This window comes from Capnocytophaga sp. G1920, from assembly GCF_051417515.1.
The window spans coordinates 27709-46265 of record NZ_JBPRKH010000016.1; the positions used below are offsets into that span (position 1 = coordinate 27709).

Genomic DNA, 18557 nt, shown 5'->3' on the forward strand with positions numbered 1-18557 from the left:
GCGTACAGCGGGTGAGCTGTACACTTTTTTTAAACTATTGGTTTAATCATTCGCTTAATAAAAGCTACTTCATCTTCTGAAAGATTATATTTAGCATAAAGTTGTTTATCTATAGCTTCAATAGTTTGCGACCAATCAATATCGCTTGAAGAGGTGAAGTTTTGTAGAGGGATAAGTGAAAATACCTTTTGATTAACTTGCATTGTTCCGTGTCCTAAGAATAAAAGAAAATGAAAAAAAGAAGTTTCCATATACTTTGCACAATTATTCATTTCATCTTCTTTTTGAAATATTCCTACAAGGAGAAATGTTTCCGTGCAAATATCATTAGGATAGCCTTTTATGTATTCAGGAGGAGTTACGGCATCCGATGAATAAGTTGTGGTAAAAAACAACTTGTATTTATTTAAAACATTGTATTTATCTGTTATATCTTCTTTAGTTATATAACCGAAAATACGTTTAGCACCTCCCTTTTTTCCTTTTACGCCAAAGACTTTTACAGAATCTTTAAAAGATTCAAATGCTAATAAAGATTTAGGATACTTATCAGGATTATTAAAAATGTCTTTCCTAAGACCGAAAGGGCGTGTTTTTGACACAATTGTTGAGAACTTTAACGGATTATGTTGATGTATTTTCTCAAGAATAGGGAGAACTCTTATGTCTCGCACTACATAATCAAAGAATTTATTATGTAATTGGTTACCTCCTTTAATTTCTTCCCCCTCCATTGTAATATAGGTGTAAACAACGTTTTTGTTAGTCTTTTTTCTATTCCAAAGAAAATAACAAATTCCTCCATCATTGTGAGCAGTGGGGAATATGGAACGGTCATCTCGGTAATCTTTTATATAAGCAAGATGAGGGTCATTTTTCATTTCTTCTAAGAAAGGAATCAGTTCACTTCGCCCTCCAATCATCCATTTAGAAGGCATAATCAAACTTATAAATTGACTACTGAGTTGTTTTGCTAATGTCACAAATTTATGATATATAGGAGCTGCTGCATCTTCTGCTCCAGCTCCTCCGTCCATTACCTGATAGGGTGGATTTCCTATAATAGCGTCTATCTTCATATTTTTTTTGTTGTTAAAATGCCAAAATTTGCCACTGAGCAGGGTGTTTATTACGCTTTCGGGCTTCTGGGTGAGGTTTTCAATAAGGTCGCAATAATATTCAGCGTGCACTGGGGTCTCTCTAAAGCCTGCTAAAGTACGTTTGGTTATACTGCGTGCCATTGGAGTTTTACATACTACCAAGATATTCTCTTCAAGAGTCGCATCCCATAATTGCAAGGCTAATTGTCTGCCTACCTCCTCACCATATTTTTTCTTAGCTTCTTCTATACGAGAGCGGTAGATATTATAGGCAGCATACAAAGGATATAACCCACTTTTCGAGTTGATTTCCAAAATCACACTCTTAGGGGTGAATACCTCCTCTGTTACCCCTTGTTGAGTCACATAGTGCGGCACATCTAAGGGCTGTTCAAAATTCTCATCCATAAAACAATAGCCTCCTAAGCAATCCGACAGATGCCTATTCACTACCCGCCAAGGAGTAAGTACTGTTTCTTTATCAGGGTTGCGAAAGGTAGCAAAGATGGCTGCTATTCTACTAATGCGCTCCTCTATGGTAAATTTATCTGCCATACGTGCCATTTCGCGTATACGCTTGCCTGCCTCTCGAAAAATATCAGAGTCGTAATAACGCTTAAAACGCCCAAAAACTTCTTTAGTTACCCCACGTGGCATAAACTCCTCCCACGATGTATCATCTATCAGGTTTTCAAAGTTGTCAAGGGTCAGCTCCTCTTCTTCGTTGCTCATCTCCGCTCCATAGAGTAGCAGCGGCATACGGATAGAGATTCCTCTGAGAATTGCAATAGCCTCTCGTCGTTGATTACCTAGGGCTTTAAGCTCTTCCAAGCGTTGTTTTTCTTCTGGGCTAAGATCATTCTTTTTCTTCTTTTCCAACCGCTCTTTCTCGGCATATTGCTCATTGGTAAGCCCTTGCTTATTAATATCTATATCTCCTGGCCGAGGCATTGCTTTAGTTTTCCCTATAGCAGCCTTCAAATCGCTAAAATCTTTGAGTTCAACTTCAGTGAGTTTAAGCAGTTCGTCATTGTAGAGAGCTCCATCTTCAAAACCGCATTGCACTACTTTTTCTATCTGAGCTCGTTTCAGTTGCCCCAGCATTGTTTTTACATCATAGGGCTTCATTTGGCTACCTTCAATAGCTATTATAGGGCAGAAGTTCAAAAAATCGCCTAATATTTTACGGTCTTCTTCAGATTGTTTACCTGCTTTAGCCGATACTTTAGCACTTTCGGCTAGCACGCGCAATGTCCGGTCAGGAGCAAAATCAAAAGCATAACAATCGGTTTTCATACGCCCGTTATGAGTGTAGGGAGTTTGCACGCGGAAGATTGTTTGCATATAGCTTGCAGCTGAGGTACTATAAGCTCCTGCCATCATAAATACCCCTGCCCAAGGCTTGATACTCACCCCTGTAGTGAGACGCCCACACGAAAGAGTAATAGTATAAGTTTGGTCAGAATCTTCGCCAATAGCTTTATTTACCAATTCCAAAGCATCTCTACTTTCTTCTTCTTCATCACCATCGCCCGCTACATTCACTATCTTGAAAGCTCCAAATATAGGGTGATTTTGCAACTTAGTACTGAGAGTTTTAGCAGCTTTTACACCAGGTAATATCCAAAGTGTATGACGGAAAATCGTGCGGAAAGTGTCATTAGCATAAGGGTAAAAACTATCACTGTCATCACAAAGCAAAGCTAAAAAACGGTCTATATCCTTATCGTGGACAAAAGAGCCATCATCACGAGTGCGGAAAAACTCACGGAAGTTAAACGCTTTTTCATCATCACTATATTCGCTCATCAGCCTACCCAAATCGTAGGTGTAGATATGAATAGCGGGTAAGGAAGCATAAGGATTGGCATCTCCCAAGTGTGTAATTTCCCAATCTATCTTAGCTTTTTGCTCCATCACATAATCCCACGTAAAGATTTCCTCTTCCTTGTGGTCATCAAGCAGATTAAAAGGAGTACCCGAAAGGCGCAATACTTTAGTGTCTGTACCTTTTAGGTGCGCGATTACGGATTGTCCTAATTCAGTTTGAGTACCTTCGTGTGCCTCATCTACTATCAAAAAGTCCCAAGTAGTAGAGAATAACTCATTATTTTTATCAAATTTACCACCTACTTCTTTAGAGCCCCGCATATCCTGCATCGAGGCAAAATACACATAATTACCTCCTTCGTTTGCAAGTTTTTCCAATGAAGCAAAATCATTTTCTCCTTTAGCTCTAGAACCATAGTAATAATTAGGACTATCATAGAAGATTTTCCTAAAATCCTCATACCAACCAGCATCTACTACTGGGCGGTGGGTTACAATAAGGGTACGCTTCATTTGTAAGTTTTTAGCTACTTGCAGCGCACAGAGTGTTTTCCCAAAACGCATTTTAGCATTCCATAGCATCTGCGACCCTTTTTTAAACTGCTTTTCAGTACGTTCTATAGCATCGGCTTGCTCGGGTCGAAAAATGATAGGGTTTTCAGTAGTACTAATATCCTCTGTTTTCAGACTTTTTCTACCTTGTTTTACGGCAGCAATAGCTTTTATAGCCGTAGCAAGGTCGCAACAGTACCATTCAGTAGCCCCTTTGAAAGCTTTTTTCTTTACTCCAGAGCGTTCTAATACAGAGTGAACCTCCTTATCATTAAAGAGACCTATCTTTCCCTCACGAGAAAATAGAGTAAGTTCAGTGTGTAACAATTGGTAACTAATACCAGCGGTCTGGGTATATTGCTTAATGCGGTTATGAGCGGCATTGTTTAGTTCTTTGCTATTAGCCTCGGGCAATCCATCACCGTTAAAAGTAGTTTCTCCTATCTTTACGCAGTCGCTATGAGCTTCATCGGCAATGGTAAAGATATAAATCAAGCGAGGTTTTAGAGAGAGTTCAAATGTAGCCATATTAGGTATAATTTATATTATAGGAACTACTAATGGCAAACGAAATTGATATAAGTGAAAACGAACTCTTTAAACAATCTGAAGATGTTTTTACGCTTTTACTAAAAGATCACACTACCCAAAAGAATATCTTTTGGGCTACAGATAGTTATGCCGCTAAAGGAGAAGGGTATACCTATTTTGATACCATTACTACAGAACATATTACGGGTGAAAATGGCAATGTGATCCGCCCCAGAGCTATCAAATCAAAAGAAGAACAAACAGAACGCACTAAAGGAATGGCAGAAGTGTTTACCCCATCGTGGGTGTGCAACGCTCAAAATAATTTAGTAGATGAAGTGTGGTTTGGTCGTAAAGAGGTTTTTAATATTGAAGATACTGAAAAACACACTTGGAAAGCAGTAAAAGCTCCTATCACTTTCCCTGAAGGAAAAACGTGGAAGGATTATGTACGTGCTACCCGAATAGAGTTAAGTTGTGGAGAAGCCCCCTACTTGGTAAGCCGTTATGACACGACTACAGGTGTATATGTTCCTCTTGAACAACGTATAGGAATGCTCGATCGCAAACTCAGGATAATTTCAGAAAATACAACCTCTTCAGGCGAATGGCTTGAAATGGCACAAGAGGCTTATAAAAATATTTACGGATTTGAATGGCAAGGTGATAACTTACTATTAGCTCGGGAAGCATTATTAGTTTCATTCATAGAGTATTACGAAGCTAAGTTTGGTAAGCGCCCTTTAGAAAAATCTATTAAATACATTGCTTACATTATCTCTTGGAATTTATGGCAAATGGACGGACTTAAAGGAGTTATACCTTGTAGCTGTAAGCATAACATTACAGAAATAGGATTTGATATATATGGACAACAAGAAAAAAGAAGAATTACTTGTAATGGTTGTCAAAAAGAAATATTCAAAGAACACAATGGTATTTATTGCCTCATAAAAGATTGGGGTAGCAAAGACCCTGACACAGGTAAAAGCAACCGAAAAATAAGATTTATTGATTTGATTAAATAATATAAATTATCGGTGCAAAGATACAGATTATTTAGTAATTTGCTAATTTACCTATTGTCAATTCCACTAAAGTCTCTTTTATGAATTACTCTCTTCGAGGAATCAAGAGACTATTTTTAAAGCTCTTGTATATACCTTAAAACCGCACTCCAAAGCTAAACCCTATCCCTCTATACTCCATCATCTCAGGAGTCTCACTCCAAAAAAGAGGTTCTGCTACATCAAAACTCGTGTAAGAAGTATAAGCCGATAAAAACATACTGTACTTATTTCTCACCAAAAACGGAATGGATAGCCCTACCTTCACTTCCCCTATTGATGGCTTTACTAAGGTACTCAAAGGCAGAAAGCCAGCTACTTGTACAAAAATATTTCCCTGATAACTCTTCACAGGGTTCAAACGGAGTACACTACCCAATTTTAATCCTGAGGCTACAGGGTTTTGAAAATGTGTAAAACCACCTACCGCTCCTACACTCAACATCCTAAACAAGCGGTAATTTACTGTAAAATCACTTGAGATAATAGGCTTCTCATTTAGTAATGCCTCATTGCCTTCATACAAATTCGTACGAGAGTTTAACCAGCTATAAGAGTATTTTGCACCACCATTTCGAGGAAAAGTAAAACTTAATTCCCCTTGGTAAAACCACCTGCTTTCTTTTTCGGGCTCTACTTGCGTTATAGTTTCCGTGCTTACATTTCCTATAACCGATGTGCTTTCCGTATTTTCCTGTGCCGTAGCCAATCCCACAGCAAAAAAAGATATTATATAAAGTATTTTTTTCATTCTATGATTATTAAGTCACTAAAACGATAAAAGTACATAAGTTCGTAGCTTCTTCTTTTATTTCGGTGCAAAAATACAAAAATAACACACAATACCAAAAAACAATTTTTAAGACACATCTCACTAAACTTTGTTTTATTTTCGTTTTTCTTCTCGTTTATCACCCCCTAATCCTTCTCCTTTAACCATTCACTACCAACTCTTTATACACCCTTTCTATACCAATCGTCCAAGATTCGTATAAGCTTCCTATAAGCTCTCTATAAGCTAACCCCACCCTCCCAATAGCCTTTTCTCTCCCAAAAACCTCCCAACCTACTTTTTATATTTTTCGTTTTCCTCCGATAACTCAAACCAGTTCTATTTGTCCGACAAGTCACACCTATTAAAAACCTTTTTTTATCACTACCCTTTTGCTAATTTCCTAATTCTCTAATTTTCTAATTTTCTATACCCGTCGTGCTACGACTGCCCGTGCGGTTCACAGCTAATTTACTAATTACTCGAACTCTCATTAGCCTAAAAACACTTCAATTTCAATAAAAGAATAATATTTCAAAATGTTAAATAAAGTTAAATTTCACAGAAAGTTATAATCTAAGAAATAGCGCTTAAAAGCGAATTATAAGCCTCTATATACTTGAAAATAAGTATTTTGCAAAACAATATGTGAAAAACTGAAAAAAACGCAATGTTTTTGGCGATTCTCTGAAAATATTGCAAAGAATTCAGCAAAATGATGAAAAAAAATGGGGTATTTTCAGAAAATGCACTTGTTTTATTCAAAAAATAGTATTAGGAAATTATACACATTTGGTTATTTAACATAGAAAAAAATTACCCATAAAATTTGCTTTTATAATTTTTTTTCTGAACCTTTGCAAAATTAATTGAACGAAATAATATAATAGCGATGAAAGAAAAATTGATGTATGCACTGTTATGCACTGTGCTGTTCTTTGGTGTTGCCTTTGCCCAAGAACGCACCGTAACAGGGGTAGTAAAAGATGAAGCAGGCACTCCACTACCCGGTGCCTCAGTACTGGTAAAAGGTACTTCTCACGGGGTCGCCACCGATTTCGATGGTAAATACTCCATTAAAGTACCCAATGACAGCGCCGTATTAGTCTTTTCTCAGCTGGGGAGTGCCTCAGTAGAGAAAGTAGTAGGTACTGCCAAAGTGATTAACGTTGTCCTTAAAGAGAACGTAACTGAACTTAAAGGAATAGTCGTTACTGGTTACCAAGAGTTCGACCGTTCTAAATTTACGGGTAATGCTCAAACCCTCAAAGCCGACAATATCAAAATGGACGGTGTAGTCGATGTAGGTCGTATGATCGAAGGTCGTGCCGCAGGGGTAAACGTGCAGAACATCTCTGGTACTTTTGGTACTTCACCTAAAATTACCATTCGCGGGGGCTCGTCCATCTTCGGCGATACCAAACCGCTATGGGTGGTCGATGGTGCCGTACAAGAAGAAGTAGTAAACCTCAGCTTCGAGCAACTCGCTTCGGGTGATGCTTCTACCCTGGTAAGCTCGGCTATCTCTGGTATCAATGCCAACGATATCGAGAGCATCGAAATCCTTAAAGATGCCTCAGCCCTTTCTCTTTACGGAGCACGCGCCCTGAACGGTGCCGTGATTATCACTACCAAAAGTGGTAAAAAAAACGTAAAAACACAGATAAACTACCAATTAGAAGAGTCCGTGCGTATGATTCCTAACTATAATCAGTACGACATTATGAACTCTCAAGAAACAATGGACGTATATCAAGAGTTGGAACGCAAAGGCTACTTTTCGCTTTCTTCTTATACTCAAGCGCGTTACGGTGGGGCTTATAATATAATGTATCGTGCTATCGATACCTTTAATCCCGCTACAGGTACTTTCTTACTCGAAAATACCGAAGCAGCACGTACTGAATTTCTAAAAAAATACGAATACGCCAATACCGATTGGTTTAAAACGCTCTTTCGCCCATCGCTCACTCAAAACCATACGGTGAGTCTTTCAGGTGGGGGTGAAAATGCAACGGTGTATGGTTCAGTAGGTTTCTTTGTAGACCCCGGTTGGACAATTGCTGATCGTGTACACCGCGTAACCGGTAACCTCAAAACCACCTATACCCTTTCACCCAGCGTAAAGATAGGGGTGCTTACACAAGGCTCTATCCGTACCCAAAGAGCTCCCGGTACTTACAACCGTTCAGCTAATACCGTAAGTGGTGGGTACGACCGTGATTTCGATATCAACCCTTTTAGCTATGCGCTCAACACCACACGCGCCTTGCGCCCTTATGGCGATGATGGACAATATGAGTATTACAGCTATAACTATGCTCCTATGAACATCCTCAACGAGCTCGCCAATAACTATATGGATTTGAATGTGCTTGAGTATAAAATTCAAGGTGACTTAGAAGTAAAACTCGCCAAAGGTTTGAAGTATAATTTCCTCGGCTCTGTACGCCACGTAAAGAGTTCTAACGAACACTCTATGAGAGAAAACTCTAACGTGGTAGGAGCTTATCGCGCCAATCGCACTACCGTGATTGCCAAAGCCAATCCTTTCTTGTTCAAAGACCCTGAAAACCCTGATATGATTCCTCAGGTAGCATTGCCCAACGGAGGTATTTATAAACTTACCGAAAACAACTTGCAAAGTTATTATTTTCGTAATGCCTTAGAGTACAAACGCTTGTTTAAAGACGTACACGACCTAAAAGTGTTCTTTGGGCAAGAGTATCGCCATACCGACCGCGATAACTCTTTCTTCAACGGATATGGTTATCAGTTTGCACGCGGAGGAACTGCCTTTACCGATTATCGCGTGATTCAAAAAGCAATACAGGATAACTCTCCTTACTTTGGTAAATCTTTCACCAAAGAACGTGGTATTGCCTTTTTCTTGCAAGGCACTTATACCTATGATAATCGGTACGTATTTGCAGGTACTGCCAATTACGAAGGCTCTAACCAATTGGGTAGAAGTCGTAGCTCTCGCTGGTTACCTACTTGGAATGTCAGTGGTCGTTGGAACGCTTCCAACGAGAAATTCCTCGAAGATAATAGCACCATCTCAAACCTCGCTTTCCGCCTTAGCTACGGACTTATAGCTGGTTTAGGCTCTGCGAGCAACGCCTTAGCTATCTTTAAAAATGAGGTAGCTAACCGTTATAACCTAAATGATAGAGAAAACACTATCTATATAGAAGCGCTTCAAAACTCCGAGCTTACTTGGGAAAAAGTATACGAAGCTAACATAGGTATAGAACTTGGTTTGTTCAAAAACCGCGTTAACTTATCATTAGATCTTTACCAAAAGAACTCTAAAGACTTGATTGACTATGTACGTACCTCAGGTGTTGGAGGACAACTTGTGAAATTGGCAAACAATGCTTCTATGGTGACTAAAGGTATAGAGCTTGCTTTGGATACCAAAAATATCAAAACCGTCGATTTCAGTTGGAATACAGGTATCAATTTTGCCTATTTTAACCAAGAAATTACAAGTCTTACCTATCGCCCTAATGTGTACAACTTAGTACGTGAAGTAGGAGGAAATGTAGTAGGAGGCGCTCGTAATACCTTGTATTCTTATGATTTCAAAGGATTAAACGATAAAGGTCTTCCTGTGTTTAACTTGCTCGACGGTAGCACCGACTATAGTAAAATAGATTTCCAAAGTATGGATAATATCTTGTCTTATCTCAAAAAGGAAGGTCCTGTAGAACCTAATATTACTGCGGGGCTTTCCAATACTTTCAAATATAAAAACTGGGAATTCAGTTGCTTGATTACCATAGCAGCAGGTAACAAGATACGCAAACCTGACCAATATGATGTCGATTACAACGACCTAAGTGTATTTCCTAAAGAAATGAAAAACCGTTGGATACACCCAGGCAACGAATATACTACCAATATTCCTGGTATTGCCGATAAGAGAACTGTTAACGAGATAGGTAGAAGTACCCTACGCCGTGTGTACAACGCCTACAACTATTCTACCCAGCGAGTAGTAGATGGCTCTTTTATTCGTATGAAAAGTATGAGTCTTTCTTATACTTTTGCCAAAGACGTATTGGATGCTTTGCACATAAACAACCTTACCTTGCGCTTACAAGCTACCAATCCGTTCTTGATATATGCACATAAAGACCTCAATGGGCAAGACCCTGAGTTCTTCCGTACAGGAGGAGTAGCTTACCCTGTAAATGCTCAATATACATTTACTATCAACCTTGGAATCTAAAAACAAGTAGCAATGAAAAAGAATATATATACACCCATAATAGCCCTTATTTTAGGCTTATCACTTACCGCTTGCGATAAATTCTTAGATGAAGTACCCGATGCGCGTACTGAACTCGACTCGCCCGAAAAAGTACAAGAGCTCTTGGCAACAGCCTACCCCAATGCTTTGTATGCAGATTTCTGTGAAACAATGAGCGATAATGCTGGCGACAAAGTAAACCTCACCGAGTCCTCCATTTTCAACACTCAAATGTACTCTTGGGAGACTAACAACGAATATAGCTCTCGGGATACACCTCCTTATTATTTCTATGCTGCTTATGCAGCAGTTGCTAATGCCAACTATGCCTTGGAAGCAGTAGAAAAACTCGGAGGAGGTAGTGAGCTCAACTATCTCAAAGGCGAAGCACTCGTGGCCCGTGCTTATGCACACTTTATGTTGGGGCTCTTCTGGTGCAAGCCCTACAACCCCGCTACTGCCACTTCCGATTTAGGGTTACCCTATGCTACCAAAGCCGAAAGAAAAGTTTTTGAGATATACAAACGCATCCCTTTAAAGGATTATTACGATGCGATTGAAAAAGACTTGACTGAAGGCATATCTCTTATTGATAATAGCAAGTATACTAAACCTAATTTCCACTTTACCAAAGAAGCGGCTCACGCTTTTGCCTCACGCTTTTATTTGATAAAAGGTGATTGGGATAAGGTAATAGCACACGCCAATGAAGCTCTTGGTAGTGCCCCTGCTAATAAGCTACGTGATGTGAAAGGACAACGCACACGCACTTATGCACAACAACAACTCTTGTACGCTAGCTCCGATGAACCCGCTAATGCTCTGATTGTAGGTGCTTCTTCAAAATATGAAAGAAATTTTGCTTTCAACAAGTACGGTTTGACCTTGCAGAAATCTGAAGAAGTATTAGGTGACAACAAACACCCTCTAAATGCCTTCCGTGCTACTTGGGCTTTTGCTATCTTTGGACGTGATGACTATCGCAATATCCCTAAATATCAAGAGTATTTCAAATACACCAATGTATCAGCAGGTAATGGTTACGTCTATGATATGGCAGTGCTCATCTCTTACGACGAGGTATTCTTAAACCGTTTGGAAGCCTACCTAATGAAAGGCGAAAAAGCGAAGTTCCTCACTGATTTGGTAGTCTTCCTAAAAAAGAAAACTATGCAAGACATCCCCGATTCCTTTGTGTTAAGTGAAGAGGATATGAATACCATTTATCAAAACAAAGGTACTGAGTTCGACCCCGCCTATACACTTTCTACCCAACAACGAGAATGGTTACAAGCAGTAGCCGATGTGAGAAGAGCTACCTTTGTGTTTGAAGGTTTGCGCTGGATAGACAACAAACGTCTCGGAATGAAAGTCGTGCACGTGAAAAGGGGGCAAACAATGGAACTTCTTAAAAACGACCCTCGTCGTGAGTTGCAAATTCCTGAAGATGCTGTTTCTAATGGTATCACTGTAAACCCAAGATAATTGCTAATTTTAATAGTTAATCATATGAAAAAAATAAGTATAATCGCAGTGTTGGCTTTATCGTTAGCTGCCTGCAACAACAAAGAATCACTAAACTCTGAGAGCGTGTTAAAACCCAGAGTTACAGCTAAGACTCCTTTGGATACCTATATATACAACAACTTCCAAAAGCCTTACAATATTATAGTAACCTATAACTATATCGATGCTGATTTCGAAATGGGTAAATACTTCTACCCCCCTACTGAAACCAAAGTGCAACCGATGCTTGAAATCGTAAAAAAAGTATGGATTGATGCCTATTCTGAGGTAGCAGGACCTAACTTCATAAAAGAAGTAGCACCGCGCCAAATCTCCCTTATTGGAGGATACAACGTGAACCCCAGCGGTACCATTACTCTTGGTTTTGCCGATAGTGGTATGAAAATTACCCTTTTCAATGTCGACCAGCTCGACACCCACAATCACAGTGGTACACGCCAGTATTTTCATACCATCCAGCACGAGTATTGCCACATCATCAACCAGAAGAAACCTTATTCTTCTGAATATGGCAAGATTACCCCTTCTGGCTATACCGCCAACTGGTATAACGTGCGAGAAGCTGATGCTAACGCCGCTGGTTTTATCACCCCATATTCTATGTTGAATGACATTGAAGACTTTGCCGAGATGACTTCTGGGATGCTCAGTATGAGTAAAACCGCTTGGGATGCCAAAATAAACGCTATCAGTAGTGCGACTGGAAAAGAAGCTATTCGCAAGAAGGAAGCTTTTGTAGTAGCCTACTTCAAAAGCGAATGGGGTATCGACATCTATCAACTACAAGCTAAAGTAGAAGAACAAATGCTATCAGTATTACAATAAAAAGTAGAACAATGAAAAAATTAATATACCTATTTGTAGGGGCTCTTACAATTTTTGCCTGCCAAAAGAACGAACCCGATGACCTTTTTGGCAAAAGCCCCTCTAAGCGCTTCGAAGAAAATCAAAGCGAACTCCGCAACGCCCTTACTTCCGCCTCTCAAGGCTGGAAACTTACCTACTTTACCAAAGAAGGCACCTTTGGAGGCTACCATTTCTTGATGAAGTTTACTCCTGAAGGTCTTGTAACTATGGTATCTGATTTCAATAGTAGTACAATCTCTCCTACCACCAGCAAGTACGAATTGCAACAAGGACAAGGAGTGAAACTCACCTTCACTACCAAAACCTATATCCACGAGCTATCTGATGCGATGCAAGGAAAACGAGGAGCAGGTTATGCAGGTGAATATCAGTTCCTGTATTACGGTAAAGAAGGCGATAAACTCAAATTCAAAACCCAACGTAAATCTACCGAACAATTTGTGTACTTTGAGCCCGCTACTGCCCAAGATTGGACAGACATTAGCACTCTTTCAAGCAACCTCAACACCTTGGCTGAGAACATTTCTAATTATTATATGGAAGTAACTACTAATGGTACTACTATTCCCTATGAAATTGATATGCAAAACGGGCTTATAGGGGTAGCACCTCTCAACTCCAATACACCCTCATTAGCTTCGACAGTGGCTACTAAAACAGGAGTAGCTTTTAAACCTGCCCTTACTATACAAGGCAAGAAGTTTACCGAGCTTACACGTGATAACAGCACTACTCCTCCTACTTACAAAGCAACCGTAGATGGTGTAACGGCAGAAGTATATTTTTCATTAACACCTCCTGATGCATTTGTTACAGATGATTACCTAGTTATTCCTTCAAGATTAAATGCTTTTGTAATACTTCCTTCTACCTTAAAATCTCTTATGTCACGAGATTTTTATGATAATATCTTAAAAATCGATGGCGTTAAAGATTTTGAAATCTTTAGGATGGACTTTGGTAATGATGGAACTTGCACAATCCAAATAGCGTATAAATTTGATGGAAATAATAATTCATGGCTTTACCTTACCTGTAATTATGAATTAAGAAACAAACGCTTGTATTTAAAAAATCCAGGAGCCCTAAAAAAAACAAACGCTACTGTTTGGGAGAAAACTGAAAATGCAACTATTTTTGCAAAAGCTACAAATGCCATAACAAAAACAATACAAATAGCTGCAGAAGGATTTTATGTAGCAAATACAGGACGTACTTATTCAGGATACCCAATATACTCCTTACAAAGTCGTAATAATCCTACTTATATCGCTCCTTATCTCGTCTATAAAAGATAATTTAACAACTTTGCCAAAGTTTCTTGCCCGTGCGGCTCGCACCTTTGGCAAAGTTATTTAATCTCTAAAACTCTGACCTAAATGTACAAATTTATCCTTATAGTAGCTGTACTCCTGCTCATTACCCATATTTTCTATGAGCCCTCAGTAATAGGTATTACTGCCCTATTACTGCTTATTGTGCTATCTATTTGGAAAATAAAACATCCATAAAATAAATATCTTATGAAAAAGTTTATCCTACTCTTGTTTGCTATGAGCCTCTCGTTCTGCTCTAAGAACGACAACGATGCTGTAGATAACCCTATTGACCCAGTGGAAAACACCACTCTAATGAAAGAGCTTACTGCATCTCCCGATGGCTGGAAACTTACCTACATCTCCTCCGATGATTCTTTCGGGGGCTATCAGTTCTTGATGAAGTTCGACACTCAAGGAAAAGTATCTATGCTCTCCGATCTTAGTGGCACTGTTACACCTACTATCAGTAGCTATAGCACCCAAGAAGAGGCACGTGGTTTGGTGCTTAGTTTTATAGGGCAGAATCAAATCCATCTGTTAGCCGATGCCTTACAAGGCGAAATAGGCTATGCCCATACGGGGAAGGTCTATCAGTTTTTGTACACAGGTAAAGATGGTAACAAACTCAAATTTCAGAATCTACTTCTAAAAGGCAATTCTTTTATTTACTTTGAGCCTGCTACCTCTGCCGATTGGACACGTACCCCTGCTTTGTACAAAAATATCTCTCCAATTGCTGAAAATGTAGCTCATTATTTTCTAAAAGTAAGCACCGCTACGGGCACTCCTACTACTTACCCTATTCAGTTTACCAATAGAGTGTTGGCGCTGAAAGATACCCAAAGTAAAGTAGCTGTTTTAGCAACTGAAAAAGGCGTTGCTTTCAATCGCACTTTCACTTTAGGAGGGCAACCTTTCACCGAGTTGGAACGCGTTGCAGGTAGTATGCCTCCAGTGTATAAGGCAACGGTAAATGGGGTTACTGCCGAACTTTTCTATTCCTCAGTACCTCCTAATTTCTTTGACAACGACGATTATAAAGATGTCAATACTACCATTGAAGGGTTTGCTCTTATAAGCCAAGCTTTCAAAAATAATGAATATATGAGTGAAGCTTTCTATGAAGATGTCTTAAAAGTCAATGCTTCTACCGACCTCTTTATGCTTAGAATAATGTTTGATGGCACTGATGATTGTAATATACAAATAGGACATCGATTCCCTGATAGTGGATTCTCTATACTACAAATCAGTTGTAAATACGAACTTAAAAACAAACGTTTATACTTAAAAGACAGTGATAAAAATTTGAGTACTAGCGATGCTAAAGCTTGGAGCGATGAGAAAAACAAGGCTATCTTAGAGCAAGCTAAACGTGCGTTAGGTGCCATCTACGACCTTGGTACACAGGGCTTCTATATCAAAAAATTAAATATAAAAATCCAACCTCAAGAAGATAACCCCGTATATTTATTGCAAAGCTATGAATTTCCTTTGTACGCTTTCCCTATTTGGGGAGTACCTAAATAAGGGGTCAGTTATTGGACGGAGTCTGATTGGTCTGACAATTCTGACTTTCAATCCTTGAAAGCTTAAAAAACTAAATATTAAATGAAAAAGTTATTATTATCCCTGTTATTATGCGCTACTGTTAGCGCTTTTAGCCAAGAAAAAGGAACCGCTAAAGATAGTATTCCCTATTCTAAATGGTCATTCATACCCTCTGCCGGTATAGGTTTTGCCGAAATGATAAGCAACGATTTTCAAACTTTCGGGATTTTTGAACACGGTCATTTACAAATACACTATTATCCCGAAAGAAACTTCCGTTTGGAAACAGGATTAGGAGTATCTCATTTTTCACAAGGAAACTTTAAAGAGAGTGAAAAAGAATACTCCCTGCTAAGGGTAGCCACCCTTGAAGTACCTGTGAGATTAGAAGTGCTTACTCCTGTAAATAACAATGTTTATCTCCTTACAGGTGGGGGATTACAGTTCAACGCTCCTATATGGCATCAGTTTAAAACCCAAGACGTAAACTACCAAAGCTCCACAGGAGGTACTCTCAACCTCTCTCTTCACCTCCTCGCTGGGATAGAAATCTACGCTACCGATAAAACTATACTCTCTATTTATGGAGAATACGGAGGCTCTTTTTGGCAAAAAGGAAACTATGTAACTCGCCATCAAGCTACTATTAATGTTGGTTACACTTATATATTCTGAAAAACGTCAGTTCTCACAGGTGCGAGCCACACGGGCAGGAGAAAATTAGCAAATGGGTAGTGATAAAAAAGGTTTTTTGACAGGTCTGACTTGTCGGACAAATAGGACTGGTCAGGACTTTCGGAAGTAAACGGAAAGGTTCGGAAGGGTGTGTTGAGGTAAAAGGTGCAAAATAAGGAGTAAGATGGGTGTGCTTAGCTTATAGAGAGCTTATAGGAAGCTTATACGAATCTTGGACGATTGATATAGAAAGGGTATATAAGTGATTGAATAATAGCACAATACAACAAGGCGAAAAATGTTAAAAACGGGCTTTCGAGGCGAAAGTAAGAGAAAGGATAGACGGCTTGTTGAAGGTCTCGGAAAGACTCTTAGAAACTCGGAAAAGCGAGCTATAGGGTCGTAAAGAGGGGAGTATAGCGATATAAATGAGGAAATAGTATTTGGTTATACCCGACTGATGTTAATCAAAAAGAGAGGGGAGACAGTTTACATAAACTGTCTCCCCTATTGTTATATAAAATAATAGCGATGGGATTTTTCTATGGTTTAAAATACTTCTCTAAACTCTACTTCTTTATCGGTTTTGTTTACGATGAGTATTTCAGAAGATTGGGCAGTATAGCCTAAATCTTTACCTTCATCTATGGTATATTTCACCAAAATACCACCTGTAAGTGTGGTTTCTAAGGCTTTTACTACTATTTTTACTTCCTTATTGCTGGCAGGAGCCACGATAGCTAAAACGCTCTGTTTGCTGAAATCAATAGCGGTGGGGCGCGCCGTCATAGTAGTAGCACCTCCAAAGATACGGTCAAAATCAGCTTGTGAGTCGATTTTTAAAGTTTCTACTTTTGTATTTTGAAAAGTATTATTGACAAAATAGTTCTCAGCGGGAGTGTAACTCACAGCGTTTTTGCTGTTGCCACAACTGGCGAGGAACGTTGCTATTACTGCCATACTTAGGATAAGTCTTTTCATTATTTGTGAGTTTTTAATGATAAACTGCTAACATATGGGCAAAAACCGTGCCAAGACTATAAAAGGTCACGTGCAATAAGGCGTTCCATACCCATTTTTTTTGCTGCACGGTCACCTTGTAAACCGTGCAAAAAAACACCTAAGCAAGCAACTTCTACCGCACTATAACCCTGAACCCGTAAGCCCGTAAGCATTCCGGTAAGCACATCGCCACTACCTGCGGTTGCCATTCCTGCATTTCCAGTGGAATTTATCCAATACTTTTCTCCATCGGTTATCATCGTATAGGCTCCTTTAATAAGAAGTATTACTTTGTGCTCTTTGGCAAAGGCTTTGGCTTTGGTGAGCTTGTGTAGGTCGTCGTCCCACTTACCTATAAGACGCTCTAATTCCTTGGGGTGTGGTGTGAGAATTGCATTTTTTGGAAGGTTTTTTAATTGTTTAGGATGTTGAGCGAGAATATTCAGTGCATCGGCGTCTATTACAAAAGGAGTATCAGGGTACTGCTCAAAAAGACCAAAGAGTGCTGAGGCGGTTTCGGGATGCGTACCCCAACCGATACCTACACCTACGGCAGAGGGCGTAAAAGGAATCTCTGCTGTCTTATAGTGTTTTTCTTCCTCGCAGGTGAGTACCATCGCCTCGGGTAGGGCAGTTTGCAATATGTTATAACCACATTGGGGAATAGCAACGGTAAGCAGACCTGCCCCTGCGCGCAATACGGCTGTCCCGCTAAGCACTACTGCCCCTATTTTACCATAACTTCCCCCTACAAGCAACGCGTGTCCATAAGTACCCTTGTGCGAAAATTTAGCACGTCGTCGTTGTAATTGCTGTATATCGGATTCGAGATAGTAGAAATCGGGGTGAAGAGTCTTTAAAAAATGCACGTCCAAACCTATGTTGAGCACTTCCCACTTACGGATATAGCAACCTGTGGAGGGAAGGAAGAAAGGCAATTTTGGGGTTTGAAAAGTAAGCACTTGGTGAGGGTGTACCCAAATCTCCTCGGGAGACGGAATGCGTTCGGTAGGCAGACCCGAGGGCATATCTACACTTAATATATAGCTGTTAGAGTCGTTTAAATTCCCAAATATTTGTTGTATCCATTTAGGAGCTGGACGGTTGAGTCCAATGCCAAAAACAGCATCTATCACTATCTTACCAAACGTAATATTATTTATTTGTTCGGCTCGTATTTCGGCAATTGCAATTACTTGTGCTTCTAAGAGTTCTTTATTCTGCTGGCAATCGGGCGATAGGTGTTCGCTGAAACAAAGCAGATAAATATTCACTTGCCAACCGTCTGCTATGAGCATACGCGCCAAAGCAAGACCATCTCCTCCGTTGTTCCCCGTACCTGCCAATACAGTAACAGTTCGCTCTTTGGGGAGGTGTTCTTTTATCCACTCAAAGAGTTTGGTTGCGGCGCGCTCCATCAGTTGCCACGAGGTGATACCTTCAGCAGAGATAGTATGCGCATCAGCTTCACGCATTTGTTGTGTGTTTAGAATTTTCATTTTTCCA

General features: G+C 39.6%; 12 protein-coding genes. 8 read left to right on the top strand and 4 right to left on the bottom strand.

Going from position 1 to position 18557, the window contains the following annotated elements:
• Positions 1–29 precede the first annotated feature (29 nt).
• Positions 30–4010 carry an Eco57I restriction-modification methylase domain-containing protein gene (locus ACSQ7D_RS09635; RefSeq protein WP_437136095.1) on the bottom strand — a complete coding sequence of 1327 codons (3981 nt, stop codon included), beginning with the start codon at positions 4008–4010 and terminating at the stop codon, positions 30–32.
• A 32-nt stretch (positions 4011–4042) separates the two neighbouring features.
• Between ACSQ7D_RS09635 and ACSQ7D_RS09640 the strand changes: the two genes are divergently transcribed.
• Entirely contained in the window at positions 4043–5041 is a 999-nt protein-coding gene (locus ACSQ7D_RS09640; protein WP_437136097.1) for a restriction endonuclease subunit M, read from the top strand.
• 136 nt (positions 5042–5177) lie between these two features.
• Here the strand turns inward: ACSQ7D_RS09640 and ACSQ7D_RS09645 are convergent, their stop codons facing one another.
• The gene (locus ACSQ7D_RS09645; protein ID WP_437136099.1) at positions 5178–5831 is read right to left on the bottom strand and encodes a hypothetical protein; all 654 of its coding nucleotides are present in this window, start codon (positions 5829–5831) and stop codon (positions 5178–5180) included.
• Positions 5832–6744: 913 nt separating this feature from the next.
• Here ACSQ7D_RS09645 and ACSQ7D_RS09650 point away from each other — a divergent pair.
• From ACSQ7D_RS09650 to ACSQ7D_RS09680, 7 genes are all read left to right on the top strand, one after another.
• Entirely contained in the window at positions 6745–10089 is a 3345-nt protein-coding gene (locus ACSQ7D_RS09650; RefSeq protein ID WP_437136100.1) for a SusC/RagA family TonB-linked outer membrane protein, read from the top strand.
• A gap of 12 nt (positions 10090–10101) precedes the next feature.
• Entirely contained in the window at positions 10102–11595 is a 1494-nt protein-coding gene (locus ACSQ7D_RS09655; RefSeq protein ID WP_437136101.1) for a RagB/SusD family nutrient uptake outer membrane protein, read from the top strand.
• Positions 11596–11619: 24 nt separating this feature from the next.
• Positions 11620–12462, top strand: coding sequence for a zinc-binding metallopeptidase (locus ACSQ7D_RS09660; protein WP_437136102.1), 843 nt, complete (start codon positions 11620–11622; stop codon positions 12460–12462).
• An 11-nt stretch (positions 12463–12473) separates the two neighbouring features.
• On the top strand, positions 12474–13802 hold the full coding sequence (locus ACSQ7D_RS09665; RefSeq protein ID WP_437136103.1) for a DUF4302 domain-containing protein: 1329 nt from the start codon (positions 12474–12476) through the stop codon (positions 13800–13802).
• A gap of 81 nt (positions 13803–13883) precedes the next feature.
• On the top strand, positions 13884–14015 hold the full coding sequence (locus ACSQ7D_RS09670; protein WP_264855384.1) for a hypothetical protein: 132 nt from the start codon (positions 13884–13886) through the stop codon (positions 14013–14015).
• Positions 14016–14027: 12 nt separating this feature from the next.
• Positions 14028–15353 carry a DUF4302 domain-containing protein gene (locus tag ACSQ7D_RS09675; RefSeq protein ID WP_437136105.1) on the top strand — a complete coding sequence of 442 codons (1326 nt, stop codon included), beginning with the start codon at positions 14028–14030 and terminating at the stop codon, positions 15351–15353.
• A gap of 81 nt (positions 15354–15434) precedes the next feature.
• The gene (locus ACSQ7D_RS09680; protein WP_009419070.1) at positions 15435–16049 is read left to right on the top strand and encodes an outer membrane beta-barrel protein; all 615 of its coding nucleotides are present in this window, start codon (positions 15435–15437) and stop codon (positions 16047–16049) included.
• 549 nt (positions 16050–16598) lie between these two features.
• Here the strand turns inward: ACSQ7D_RS09680 and ACSQ7D_RS09685 are convergent.
• Both ACSQ7D_RS09685 and ACSQ7D_RS09690 read right to left on the bottom strand, forming a co-directional pair.
• Positions 16599–17030: a hypothetical protein gene (locus tag ACSQ7D_RS09685; RefSeq protein ID WP_437136107.1), complete on the bottom strand. Its 432-nt coding sequence runs from the start codon at positions 17028–17030 to the stop codon at positions 16599–16601.
• Between the two features lie 56 nt (positions 17031–17086).
• The gene (locus ACSQ7D_RS09690; protein WP_437136109.1) at positions 17087–18550 is read right to left on the bottom strand and encodes an NAD(P)H-hydrate dehydratase; all 1464 of its coding nucleotides are present in this window, start codon (positions 18548–18550) and stop codon (positions 17087–17089) included.
• Positions 18551–18557: the final 7 nt, after the last annotated feature.